This is a genomic window from Pedobacter sp. UYEF25 (assembly GCF_054061655.1).
The window spans coordinates 108,762-121,468 of the sequence record NZ_JBSSEL010000006.1 but is presented as its reverse complement, the minus strand read 5'-3'; the positions used below and the strand labels follow the sequence as shown (position 1 = coordinate 121,468).

Annotated in this window: 8 protein-coding genes; 6 read left to right on the top strand and 2 right to left on the bottom strand. The window is 37.3% G+C overall.

Annotated elements, in window-relative coordinates; all coding sequences use genetic code 11:
• Window positions 1–5: 5 nt before the first annotated feature.
• Window positions 6–6,599, bottom strand: coding sequence for an amino acid adenylation domain-containing protein (locus ACVWYG_RS07945; protein ID WP_457269646.1), 6,594 nt, complete (start codon window positions 6,597–6,599; stop codon window positions 6–8).
• 231 nt (window positions 6,600–6,830) lie between these two features.
• Between ACVWYG_RS07945 and rlmD the strand changes: the two genes are divergently transcribed.
• Both rlmD and ACVWYG_RS07935 read left to right on the top strand, forming a co-directional pair.
• Window positions 6,831–8,267 (top strand): 23S rRNA (uracil(1939)-C(5))-methyltransferase RlmD, encoded by a 1,437-nt coding sequence (gene rlmD, locus ACVWYG_RS07940; protein WP_457269645.1) that lies wholly within the window; start codon window positions 6,831–6,833, stop codon window positions 8,265–8,267.
• A 77-nt stretch (window positions 8,268–8,344) separates the two neighbouring features.
• Window positions 8,345–8,749, top strand: a complete 405-nt coding sequence (locus tag ACVWYG_RS07935) for a hypothetical protein (RefSeq protein ID WP_457269644.1) — start codon at window positions 8,345–8,347, stop codon at window positions 8,747–8,749.
• A gap of 165 nt (window positions 8,750–8,914) precedes the next feature.
• Here the strand turns inward: ACVWYG_RS07935 and ACVWYG_RS07930 are convergent, their stop codons facing one another.
• Window positions 8,915–9,616 (bottom strand): head GIN domain-containing protein, encoded by a 702-nt coding sequence (locus tag ACVWYG_RS07930; protein WP_457269643.1) that lies wholly within the window; start codon window positions 9,614–9,616, stop codon window positions 8,915–8,917.
• A gap of 131 nt (window positions 9,617–9,747) precedes the next feature.
• Between ACVWYG_RS07930 and ACVWYG_RS07925 the strand changes: the two genes are divergently transcribed.
• The 4 genes from ACVWYG_RS07925 to ACVWYG_RS07910 all read left to right on the top strand — a co-directional run bounded on the left by ACVWYG_RS07925 (window position 9,748) and on the right by ACVWYG_RS07910 (window position 12,681).
• On the top strand, window positions 9,748–10,257 hold the full coding sequence (locus tag ACVWYG_RS07925) for a phosphoribosyltransferase family protein (RefSeq protein WP_457269642.1): 510 nt from the start codon (window positions 9,748–9,750) through the stop codon (window positions 10,255–10,257).
• An 80-nt stretch (window positions 10,258–10,337) separates the two neighbouring features.
• Window positions 10,338–10,961: a 1-acyl-sn-glycerol-3-phosphate acyltransferase gene (locus tag ACVWYG_RS07920; protein WP_457269641.1), complete on the top strand. Its 624-nt coding sequence runs from the start codon at window positions 10,338–10,340 to the stop codon at window positions 10,959–10,961.
• Window positions 10,958–12,058 carry a glycosyltransferase family 2 protein gene (locus ACVWYG_RS07915; RefSeq protein ID WP_457269640.1) on the top strand — a complete coding sequence of 367 codons (1,101 nt, stop codon included), beginning with the start codon at window positions 10,958–10,960 and terminating at the stop codon, window positions 12,056–12,058. Before ACVWYG_RS07920 ends, ACVWYG_RS07915 begins: the two co-directional genes overlap by 4 nt.
• Window positions 12,025–12,681, top strand: coding sequence for a carotenoid biosynthesis protein (locus ACVWYG_RS07910; protein ID WP_457269639.1), 657 nt, complete (start codon window positions 12,025–12,027; stop codon window positions 12,679–12,681). The genes ACVWYG_RS07915 and ACVWYG_RS07910 overlap by 34 nt, the downstream gene beginning before the upstream one ends.
• Window positions 12,682–12,707 lie beyond the last annotated feature (26 nt).

Genomic DNA, 12,707 nt, shown 5'->3' with positions numbered 1-12,707 from the left:
AATTATTAATCAGTCCCAACCAACAGAAATTTGCCTCTTTCCTCAACACTTTCTAAAAACCATGCAGGGTTTCCAGCATCATCCAAACCGAGTTTGGCCCCCTTTACTGGAGGATTATCATTTTCAAAAACAACCTCATCTTTTCTAAAATTTGGATTTTTTTCATTCAACGACGGAAAAAAACCTCCGTTAATCATTTCATCTAAACTCTCAACATATACTTTAATAAGTTTTTGGATATCATCACTGGTCATCGCTTCGGTAACAAAACATGGAAACCCGTCTAAAATATGAATTCCTTTCTCGCGCATGAGCGTAAATAGTAATTCGCTATAGGGAATTTCTTCATCGAACCTAGATCTCCAAAGCGAGCCATAATTGGTAATCGTTAAAGGCAATGCTCTCTTACCGATTTCTTCATTCAATGTATCTGCAATGAGTTTTCCATTTTCATTTAAGCCTTTTTGTAAGCTCGGCCCCAATTTCTTCATGTACAGCAAAGACGCTTTTGCAGCCGCCAAAGCAAGTGGATGGCGGACAAATGTGCCCGCAAAATAGGTAACACCAATTTCTGGAATAGAAAGGTCTCCGTAATTCCAGTTTCCTCCATCCAATGCATCCATGTACTCTTTTTTACCTGCAATAACACCTATTGGTAATCCCGCTCCTACCACTTTTCCGTAAGAAGCAATGTCAGCTTTTATTCCCAACAATGCTTGTGCACCTCCAGGATGCATTCTGAAACCTGTAATTACCTCGTCAAATATGAGTGCAGCCCCACATTCGGTGGTTAGCGTTCTTAGTTTTTGCAAAAATTCTACAGGCACAAACTCTGGTCTTCTACTTTGAACGGGCTCCACCAAAACCGCTGCAATTTCATTAGCCCTATCTTTTATAATTTGGAAGCTCTCCTCTGTTCCATAATCCAAAACCAAGATATTAGAAACAGCTTCTGGCATTATCCCAGCGGCAGCCGGGAAAGATTTAAGTTTTTTTGTTCCCCGAACCAGCACTTCGTCAATAATACCATGATAGGAACCAGTAAACGCCACAATCAAAGATCTTCCTGTAACCGTTCTGGCAATCCTAATGCAGCCCAAAACAGCTTCAGATCCAGTACTGCATAAAGCAGAACGGTCAAAGTGAGTGAACTCGCAAATAAGCTTGCTAACCTCAGCTGCAAGTTCGTGTTGCGGTCCAACTTCAAATCCGTTTTCAACTTGGGTATGCAGCGCTTTTTTTATTACATCTGGTTGATAACCAAGCATATTTGAGCCAAATCCGTTCAAAGCGTCTATGTATTCATTTCCGTCTAAATCCCACATTTTACTGCCGGCAGATTTGTTCATCACTATGGGATAAACCAATTCTTTTGTGAGCGGCTTAAACCCCGAAACTACTCTTGGATCAGCCATAAATGACCTACTTTCAACTGCGTAAGCTTTACTATTTTCAGTTTTTTTAGTATAACGCAGTGTCAAGTTGTCAAGAAAAGAGCGTTGTTTTTCTGTAAGCTCGGTTGTTCGCTTATCTATCTTTGGAGTAGCTCCAAAAGGTTTTGCAATTTCTGTCTTTTCTTGCTCAGTTAAATCCGTGTTGTTCGATAATTTCGACGAAGCCACCGGATTCGGTACTGCTGACGCAGACACAATCTGTTGAACTGCCCCTCTCTGTAACAACTGCACTTGCTTAGCGAGTAAATCTAACTGCTGGGCAATTAAGCTTAACGAACTATCAACAGCGGAACCACTAAGCTCTAAACCTGGTAAATTTTGCGCAACCGGCGGGATGGTTAAAGGTTCAGAAAGATTCCCAAATTGTTTAGTTGAATTTTTATCAATATAATCAACCAAAGAATCAATCGACGAATACTCCTCATTTAATTTTCTGAACGTAATCGGCAATTCAAATTTTCTTTTTAATGAAATGGCAATTTGTGTTAATAGAAGCGAGTCTAATCCAATTTCCAAAAAACTAAGATCAGAATTTACGCCATCCATTTCCACGCCAGATGCGTCTTCTAAAACCTGCTTTACTTGTATTGTTAGCGCATTCTTTCTCATATCTGAAGTAGACTTAGTTTGCATTTTGCCGACGTTTTCTTTCGTAGCGTTTGGCTGAAAAGTCTGTATTAAAGTTGTATTTGGTTCCGGATTTACCCAACAACTTTGTCTGTTAAATTGGTATGTTGGTAAATTTAAAAAATTTTTGTGATTGTTTTCGAAATAATTATTCCAGTTTATGGACTGCCCCGCCGCCCATAATTGTCCTAAAGAATTTAGGAGTGAGGCATAATTATTTTTCTTATCCGCTAAGCTAGCGATCGATTTTATTTGCCTTTTTTCAGTAGCGGCCGTTTGGTTTATCAGTGTAGTGATAACAATACCTGGACCCACTTCTAAAAATATCGGTGAAGAAAATTCGCTGAGCATAAAACTTGCTGCATCTGCGAACTTTACCGTTTTTCGTAAATGATTTGCCCAATATTTGGAATCTGTCGCTTCTTCATTTGTTAAATATTCTCCCGTAACCGTCGAGATAATAGGAGTATGTGGTGGAAATAATTTAACTTCCTTAGCGATACGCTCAAAATCATCGATAATCGGATCCATCATTGCCGAGTGGAATGCATGACTTGTAAAAAGTAAATTGTTGGCTATTTCGTTTTGGGTTAGTACTTTTGATAATTCTGAAATTTTCTCGCGCGTACCGGACAATACAAAAAGTTTTGGGCTATTTATTGCCGCTATGTCAATATCATTCGGAATTATTAGACGAAGTTCTTCTACTGATCCTCTAACAGAAAGCATGTAGCCACTTGGTAATTCGCTAACCATTTTTCCGCGTAACGCGATGAGTTTTAATCCATCTTTTAAGGAGAAAATTCCCGCTAAGTGCGCGGCTACATATTCGCCAATGCTATGTCCGCAAAATTCTGTCGGTATCAAACCCCAGCTTATCCATAGTTTTGCGAGCGCATATTCAACAACAAATAGTGCCGGTTGGGTGTATTTTGTATTCTTTAATTTCTGTTCAGCTAACTCATCTTTTTCTATCGGAAAAATGATTTTCCTAATGTCTTCGTCGATATATGGCATCAGTAATTCCGCGCATAAATCAACTTCTGTTCTAAACAATGCTTCCCTATCATATAGGTCTTTCGCCATATTTAGATATTGTGCTCCTTGCCCAGGAAAAACAAACACAAGATTTGTTGGATTTGTAATAAGCTGATAGGTTTTAGAGTCTCTGTCCGAAATTTGCATTAAAAAATCTGCATGATTTTGAGCAACAACAAATTTTCTAAAAGAAAAATCGCTCCTAGATCGATTTAGACTCCAAGAAATGTCTGATAGATTTAAATCAGCATGGTTCTTCGCATAGCTTTCCAATTTTTCGCCATAACTGTTCACGCTTTCTTTGCTTTTAGCAGACCACATTACTATTTCTGGTAATTTACTACTAGATGACGCGTTTTTCGAGTTTTCGTATTCTTCTAAAACCATGTGAACATTCGTTCCTCCAACACCTAGAGAGGTTACGCCAGCATATCTTTTTTCTGTTTGCTTCCAATCTATTAATTTAGAGTTCACATAAAATGGACTATTTTCGAAATCGATATTTCTATTTGGCGTTTTAAAACCTAAAGTTGCCGGTATTTTGTGTGTATGCAGTGCCAAACAAACTTTGATAAAACCAGCGACTCCTGCCGCGTGCGTTAAATGACCAAAATTGCTTTTGACCGATCCAATAGCACAAAACTGTTTTTTGTCTTGTTCTCCAAAAGCTTCAATTAATCCTTCAACCTCAATAGGATCTCCAATTGGCGTACCTGTTCCATGGCTCTCTACATAAGAAATTTCGGAAGCGTTTATTCCTGCATCTTTCAATGCATCTGTAATCGCATCGGCCTGACCCGCCGTAGTTGGCGCCGTAAAACTGCCTTTATTTCCACCATCATTATTCAGTCCAATGCCTTTAACGATGGCATATATGGTGTCACCATCTCGCTCAGCGTCTGCTAGATTTTTAAGAAGTACTACAGCCGCACCATCACTAAAAACTGTTCCAGTCGCCGCGTCATCAAAAGGCATACAATGCCCGTCGTTGCTTAACATACTTCCTTCTTGATAAATATGGCCACTTTTTATCGGACTTGTGATGCTTGCTGCGCCGGCAATTGCAACTTTGCAAATGCCCGTTTTAATATTGTTGGCCGCTTGAGCAATGGCTAATAAAGAACTAGAACAGGCAGAATTAATATTTATAGCAGGTCCCGTTAGGTTTAAATGATAAGCCGTTCTAGAGGCAATAAAATCTTTATCATTTACACTTGTTACCTGGGTTTTTCCCTGATTTTCGATCAGTTCTGGGTGAGCGAGTACATTTTTTTCGTAATAGGTATTTGTTCCAACTCCAGCGAAAACGCCAATTTTATAATCGTGGTATTGTGGAAGGTGCCCCGTCTTTTCTAGTACCTCGTATGCAATCTCCATAAATACACGCTGCTGCGGATCCATCAGTTCTGCGAGCTTTGGGTTGATGTTAAAAAACGAAGGCTCGAATTTATCGGCATTGTCTAGGATGCCGCGGGCTTTTACATAGGTTGGATCGTTTCTTACTTCAAACGGAATGCTTATATCTAATTCTTCTTTACTGAAAAAATTAATTGTTTCCTTCCCATCGATCAAATTCTGCCACATTTCAGTAATGGTATTTGATCCAGGAAATCTGCCCGCCATTCCGATAACTGCAACCTCATTTAGGGAGTTTGGTTTCTTGTTGACTGACGGGGCTGCTTTTTTTTCGTTTACTTTTTTCTCAAAGTAATCAGAAATTTTTGCCACCGTTGGAAATTGAAATAGTTTTGTAATGGGCAAGCGTTTATCAAAATCCGCTCTAAGTTGAGCAACTGCTTTCTGAGCGAGTAAAGAGTTTCCTCCCAGTTCGAAGAAATTGTCATCTAAGCCAATTTTATCGTACTGAAGTACATTCTTAAAAACGGAAGCAACACTCTTTTCTAAAATAGTATTCGGGATTTTATAGAGCGTGTTAATTTCTGAGCGTACATTGACTGGTTTCGGGAGTGCCAATTTATCCACTTTGCCACTGGTGGTCTTTGGCATTTCATCTAACCAGACAAAATGAGCCGGGATCATAAAATCGGGCAACAAGTTTACCACATATTCACGCAAGTTGAGCGGGCTAAATGTTTCCACCCCCACTAAATAGGCTACCAATAATTTGTTACCAGGCATATCTTCTCGTACGATAACAGCTACTTGACTTACACCCTTAACTTTTGATAAAGCAATTTCTATCTCAGCCAGTTCTACCCGATTTCCTCTAATTTTTACCTGTCCATCTTTCCTACCTGCAAATGAGATCTCTCCATTTGGAAGGAATTTGCCGAGATCGCCTGTACGATATAACTTAGTGGCGCCTTTTGATGGATGTTCCCACGTGATGAATTTTTCGTCAGTTAATTCTGTTTTATTCAAATAGCCGTTCGCCAATCCAGGGCCAGCAATGCAAAGCTCGCCTACTTCTCCATCGGGTTGTACATTAAGTTGATCATCCAAGAAATAGATAGCTGCTTTTGCCATCACACTTCCAATGGTAGGTACATCCGGCCAGGAATTAGCAGGAGCCGATAGCTTTAAAGTGGTGACACAAATGGTCGTTTCTGTGGGCCCATAAATGTTAAAAAGAACAGTGTTAGGCAGCGCATTAAAGAAATTCCTTATTGCCGGGGTTATCTTTAATAATTCGCCACCTGTGGTGATTTCTTTTAAATAAGCAGGAATAATATTTTGAGCCAATGCCGCTTCGGCCAGGTACTGTAGCGTAACATATGGGACAAAAACTTTATCTATCCTTTCAACAGAAATAAATTCAATGAGTTTTGCGGCATCTAAACGTATGTCATCATCAATTAAATAGATTGTTCCGCCAGAAACAAGTGGGAGAAAAATTTCTAAAACGGAAGCGTCAAAACTTAAATGGCAAAATTGTAAATGCTTAAGTGTGCTGCTGTTATAGGAATTGTTTTTCTGCCAAAATAAAAAGTTACAAATTCCACTGTGTGTTAAACAAACACCCTTTGGCTTTCCGGTAGAACCTGAAGTATAAAGTACGCAGGCGTTTTGTTCTTGACTAATTTTTTCAGCGAATGGAGCGTTTGCCTGGTTGTTTAAAGATATTGTGACCAGCCCAAGATCTTGAAATAAAAAATGTTCACCAACTTCCGACAAAAATGCTGTTATCTTAGAATCATCGATAAGTTGTAAAAGTCTGTTTTTTGGATAATTGACATCAAGTGGTAGATAGGTTTTGCCGGCTTTTAAAACAGCTAATAAGAAAATAATTTGATCGATACTTCTTGTTGAGCTTACAGCAATGATTTTTTCTTTTGGCCAGCTTGTTGCTATTTTTTCAGCAAGTTCATCTGCTTTCCTGTTTAAACTCCTATAGTTTATTTCATTACTTCCAAAAACAACTGCAATATGGTCTGCATATTCGACAGCCGTTTGTTCGACCCAAGTGTGAAGAAGCAAATTACTCGGGTCGTTATCTTTAGTTTCAGTTTTTTCTGGCATTGTCTGGGGGACTTAAATCACTGCTAATTTCGTCAATAAAGAGATAGAAAAAAAAATTTTTTTAAGTTTTACTCGTTATTGAGTATTCCATTTTACATAAAATATACGCTATGTATTTTTAGAAAGACAAGATATTCGAATAATTTTCGGGTCAAACCCGGTTAATATGTTTAATTATACAAAGCATTTGTTCTTTTCGCTCCTCACCTTTATTTTTATATTTGCACCTCTATGAGCAGAAAAAAAACAAATGTGCCCGTCTATATATCGAATCTGTTGATAGTGGACATTGCTGAAGAAGGAAAAGGTGTGGCCAAACATGACGAATTGGTCATATTTGTAGATAAAGCGGTGCCCGGTGACGTGGTGAATGTGCGGTTGACAAAAAAGAAGAAAAATTTTGCGGAAGCCATCGTTGAAAGTATTTTGGTTAAATCTGAAGAGCGAGTTGATCCTTTCTGTTCGCATTTCGGTACTTGTGGTGGATGCAAATGGCAGCACATGAGTTATGCTGCGCAGCTTAAATATAAACAAAGAAGTGTGGCTTCTGCGTTAGAACGCATCGGACAAATAGATGTTTCTGCCATGGAACCAATTTTAGCGTCTAAAACGGATAAATATTACAGAAATAAATTAGAATTTACCTTTAGCAACAAGCGTTGGTTGCAAACCATTGATAAGGACGTTTCCGAACGAGATGAAAGTTTTGATATGAACGCACTTGGTTTTCATGTGCCACTCAGGTTCGATAAAATTTTAGATATTGACCATTGTTATCTGCAAGCAGACCCATCAAACAACATTAGAAATGCGGTTAGGAAATTTGCATCAATCAGCAAGATTTCTTTTTATGATCTGCGTAACCATGAAGGTGCGCTACGTAATTTAATCATTAGAACTTCTTCGACTGGTGAAGTTATGGTAGTGGTGATATTTGCTTATCCCCAAGAAGGGCAAGTAGATAGCTTAATGGCTTTTTTGAAGGCTGAATTTGCGCACATAACATCATTGATGTATGTAATAAATGAGAAGAAAAATGATACTATTTTTGATCAGGAAGTTATTCAGTTTGCTGGAAAGGATTTCATTTTTGAACAAATGGAACTTGAAAATGGGACCATCGTTCGCTTTAAAATTGGGGCAAAATCCTTTTATCAAACCAATTCTGCCCAAGCCTTAGAGTTGTACAAAATAACCCGAGACTTTGCTGGTTTTAAGGGGAACGAAAAGGTTTACGATTTGTATACCGGAGCCGGAACCATCGCAAATTTTATTGCTAGAGATGTTAAGGAAGTCATTGGGGTAGAATATGTGCCCACAGCAATAGAAGATGCCAAGTATAACGCCGAATTAAACGAAATTACCAATACGAAGTTTTTTGCTGGTGATATGAAGGATGTGTTAAACAGCGATTTTGTAGTTGAGCATGGTAAGCCAGACGTAATTATTACGGATCCGCCGCGTGCCGGAATGCATCAAGACGTGGTGAATAGATTGTTAGAGATTGAAGCTGAAAAGATTGTGTATGTAAGTTGCAATGCGGCCACCCAAGCAAGAGATATTGCTTGGCTAGCCGAAAAGTATGATGTGGAGCGTATGAGGCCTGTAGATATGTTTCCACATACCCAGCATGTAGAAAATGTTGTTTTGTTAAAGTTAAAAAAGTGACCCATACAAGAATAAAAGGTTCTGTTAAATGAATTTTATATTTGATTGGAAGATGATATATTAAAGAAGTAATTAAAATGGAAAGAGAAGAATTATTGGGCACAACGCCGGAGGATGGTGGCAAAGAAGAAAAGCCAAAGAGCCCGTTGTTGAGTTTAGAACAAGATCTAGAATTATACTCAGACTCTTTGAAAGAAGTTTCATTAGATATTTTAATGGAAGGTATTTCTAAACAACCTATTTTTGTTGCCCATCAACATGAGGTGAGTTTCGGCGAAATAATTCTAAATAAAGACGACCTGAATACCAATTGGACCATACATGCCTCTACTTTAGAAGAGTTTCTAGAAAAGGGTGTAATCGCAAAAGAGCGTAAAGAACCCTTTCTAAAGGCATATAAAAATCCGCAAGAATTTATGTGTGTTTTTGTGGTGGTGCCTGAGGGCGCAAACTTTATTTTTTATCCTTATAAAAAAAAATAGCAACCTACTAGAATTCACACTTTCAGCCTCTTATTTACTTAATTTTAAGCACTAACGATTGTAATTTTATCTTTTGCCCGCTAATTAAGCGGGCAAAAAGGAAATGTAAGCCCGTTAAAGTACTCAATTGTTTAAATGAATTGGTGCTGAAAAAATGCGGTGGCACTAATTAACATGCTTAACGCTGCCGCTTTTAGAATCCGAGGTTTTTCTTAACGCTCCGTTACCTTTAAAAGTAATGTCAGAGCCCCCACTAGCACTCGCTTGTAGACCTTTGTTTACGTAAACTTCCACATCAGAACCACCAGAAGATTCTATTTTTGCATAATCTGTAATCAAATCGTATGCGCTTATATCGCTTCCACCACTGGATTGTAATGTTAAATTAGTGGCTTTTCCTTTTAGCGTGATATCGCTACCGCCGCTAGATTCTATCGATAAATTATTACAAAAAATATTCAACTTCAGGTCAGATCCGCCCGATGAGTGGATGGCAAGTTTGTCTGTTTTAATTTGATTTTCTGAAAAAACATCGGCACCGCCAGAACAACTTAAGGCATTTAGCGTTTTAAAAGACACATATGCTTTTGCATTTCGCCCCTTAAATAGATTGCTCAATTTAAATCCATCCTTAAACTTAATGTTTAAACTGGTCCCATTCTTTTCTACAATCACTTCATTTAGCACTTCTACATCATCAGATCTCACAGTTACGCCTTCTCCATTTCCTTGACTCAGGTATAAATCAATGCCATTGCTTATGTTTATGGAGTTAAAATTAATTGCCTGAAAAGTTTTAGATTTCTGTGCATTTGCAAACAGGGTCGAAAGGACTAGCGTTAGCGTTACAAATAGTTTGGATAGCATTTTCATATTAAATTCTGGTTTTTGATAGTTAGACGCAAAAAACGCTAAAACGTTGCAGTAAATTAAATTAATTGTTTATTCTTTTGTTTTAAAACTTAAAATAGGTTTTTTTGTAGTTAAAGAAAATTAAAATGGACGGCGCGCAACTGCTCTTATTAAATAGCAAGCAATTACAACAAAAAATAGATCGGATTGCCTATCAAATTTTGGAAGATAATCTAGATGAAACAGAAATTGTGCTTGCCGGCATTTGGGAACGCGGCTATAAGGTAGGTTTGCGACTGCAAAAGGTGCTTAAAGAAATTAGCAATTTAAAGGTAGTCTTACTTCGGATAGACTTAGAGCGAGAAAGCAGCGAATTGGTAGCTACCACCGATCTTGAAAAGAAAGTGTGGAAAAATAAGGTTATTATTTTAGTAGATGATGTATTGAACAGCGGAAAAACATTGGCCTACGGGTTAGGCGTCTTTCTAAATACGCCACATAAAAAAATACGTACGGTGGTACTTGTAGATCGCAGCCACAAAATTTTCCCCATCGCAACAGATTACGTCGGGCTAGAGCTTGCTACACTTTTAAAAGAACATGTAGAAGTTGTTATGGATGTAGAAGGCGAAGAAGACAGGGTGTTTTTAAGCTGATTTTTCCGTCCCATCTTTTCCGGAATTTCTGTTGAAATTAAATCCTATATTCACCACTTGCAGTTTTTTAGTCTACAAGTATGTATAAACCGCGAGAAAGTAAGGTTATTTTTAGTTTTTTTTCTTGGTACATCGAATATATTATCGATAAAGATTTTTCATGGTTTAATTTTAATAGGATTGATGTTCGTCAGGATGCTTCCATTTTGTTGATAGCTAATCATTTTAGTTGGTGGGATGGTTTTTTAATGTTCTATATCAATAAAGTTGTGTTTAAGAAAAAATTTCATGTTTTAGTAAATGAAGAAAATTATTCGAAAATAAAGTTCTTAAAGTATTTGGGTGCTTTTGCATCGAGGGGTGGAGGAAAAGACATTTTAGAAACACTAGATTTCGCAGCAACTTTGCTCGACAATCCAAATAATTTGGTTTTGTTTTTTCCTCAAGGAAAGTTGGAATCAAATCATGTAAAGTCCATTTCTTTCGAGAAGGGTATTATGCGCATTATAAAATCAGGTAGAAATAATACAGAGATTGTGTTCGCTGCTACATTCACAGACTATTTTGACAAAAGAAAATCAGTAGCTCGCACGTTTTTATCGGGTCACACACCCGAAATTTATGAAAGTTTACAGGTGTTGAAAAGTGCCTATAACAAACATTATCAGTCATCATTAATTAAGCAGACCGAAAAAATTATATGAGTATTTTTTTATATGTAGTACTTGTATTCTTGGTGCTTAGGTTTTCTGTAATTCTTTTTAATTTTTTGTCTAATCCAAAACTCCCTAAATTATATAAGCGGTTTTCTAGTTCGGTCTCAATTCTTATTCCTGCCCGTAATGAACAAGATAACATTCTTAAACTGCTGTTATCCATAAAAAACCAAGATTATGTAAATTATGAGGTTTTAATTTTAGATGATCATAGTGAGGATAACACCCTTCAAATCGCCTCAGAATTTTGTCTGGAAAATAAAAAATTTCGGGTTGTTATGGGGAAAGATCTACCTGTTGGTTGGTTGGGAAAAAATTTTGCGTGTCACCAGCTTGCAGCGTTGGCGAAAGGAGCGTTTCTTTTTTTTTTAGATGCCGACGAAGAGATTAAACCAGGACTTATAAACAGCCTGCTTACTCGAATGGAAATTGGTAACCTTTCTCTATTAAGTGTTTTTACAACTCAGCAAATGTATAGCCTAGGAGAAAAATTTACTGTACCGCTAATGCACTATATTTTGTTAAGTTTACTTCCGCTTCGTTTGGTAAAACTCTCAAAAAACCCCATGTTTGCCGCGGCTAGTGGGCAGTGTATGTTTTTCGAGGCGGAAAACTATAAAGTCAATTTTTGGCATAAAGAGGTCAAAGGAGAGGTTGTAGAAGACATAGAAATTATGAGGTTGGTTAAATTGCGAAGTTTTAAAGCTGAAGCGTTAATTGCGAACAACTTTATATATTGTAGAATGTATAATGGTGTAAAAGAGGCTGTTGATGGCTTTAGCAAAAATCTGTTAGCCGGTTTTGGTAAGAATATTTGGGTGTTGCTAATTTATTTAACTTTGGTTATAGTAGGGCCAGTCCTCTTAATTTTTAATTTTAATATTGCTCAAGTTATTTTACCGCTTGCTCTAATTTTGTTGGGTAGGATAATGATTTCTTTACTCTCGGGACAAAAAGTGATAGAAAACTTAGTTTTGCATCCCATTCAAATGGCGTTTTTCTTTATCATTGCCATCATATCTATAAAAAAACATTTATTAAAATCTGGTACATGGAAAGGCCGACAACTACTAACGCGATCATAAGCTCCAAATGGGCCGTAGCAATTATTATACTATTTCATTCGGTTGGTCTTGTTGGCTTTTTGGTTCCAAGTTTGCACGCTTCATTTAAAAGCCTGGTTCCTTATCACTTGTTACTCATGTTTTTGGTATTGATGCTTTCTTACACGGCGGATAGAAAGCGCTTATATCTATTTATAGCGGGAGTGTTTTTATGTGGTTATATGGTAGAGCTTTTGGGTGTAAAAACACTAGAAATTTTTGGCAACTACGCTTATGGAGAAACTCTTGGTTTAAAAGTTGCAGATGTGCCGTTGTTGATGGGAATAAATTGGGTGCTCTTAATTTTTAGTGTAGGCCAGATGATCAAAGATTTTAAGATTAGGAATTCTAGTTTGGCTTCATTAATTGGAGCATCCCTACTCGTCTCGTTTGATTTTTTTATGGAACCCGTTGCAATGAAGTTTGATTATTGGCAATGGCACGATAAAATTATTCCGGTTCAAAACTACATTGCATGGTTTATTGTTTCAGTCATACTATTAAAATTCTACTATGCACTTAACTTAAAGCAGCAAAAATACGTTGGAATAACCTTGTTTTGTAGTCAGTTAGTATTTTTTGTTGTCTTGTATATGACCGTTTAATCTATTTTTTTAAATAATTTTGCAGA

Bases quoted from the DNA above. Each gene is read 5' to 3' on its own strand.
- ACVWYG_RS07935 (WP_457269644.1), top strand. From the start codon at position 8,345: ATGGAAAGAGAAGAATTATTGGGCACAACGCCGGAGGATGGTGGCAAA.
- rlmD (WP_457269645.1), top strand. From the start codon at position 6,831: ATGAGCAGAAAAAAAACAAATGTGCCCGTCTATATATCGAATCTGTTG.
- ACVWYG_RS07930 (WP_457269643.1), bottom strand. From the start codon at position 9,616: ATGCTATCCAAACTATTTGTAACGCTAACGCTAGTCCTTTCGACCCTG.
- ACVWYG_RS07925 (WP_457269642.1), top strand. From the start codon at position 9,748: ATGGACGGCGCGCAACTGCTCTTATTAAATAGCAAGCAATTACAACAA.
- ACVWYG_RS07920 (WP_457269641.1), top strand. From the start codon at position 10,338: ATGTATAAACCGCGAGAAAGTAAGGTTATTTTTAGTTTTTTTTCTTGG.
- ACVWYG_RS07915 (WP_457269640.1), top strand. From the start codon at position 10,958: ATGAGTATTTTTTTATATGTAGTACTTGTATTCTTGGTGCTTAGGTTT.
- ACVWYG_RS07945 (WP_457269646.1), bottom strand. From the start codon at position 6,599: ATGCCAGAAAAAACTGAAACTAAAGATAACGACCCGAGTAATTTGCTT.
- ACVWYG_RS07910 (WP_457269639.1), top strand. From the start codon at position 12,025: ATGGAAAGGCCGACAACTACTAACGCGATCATAAGCTCCAAATGGGCC.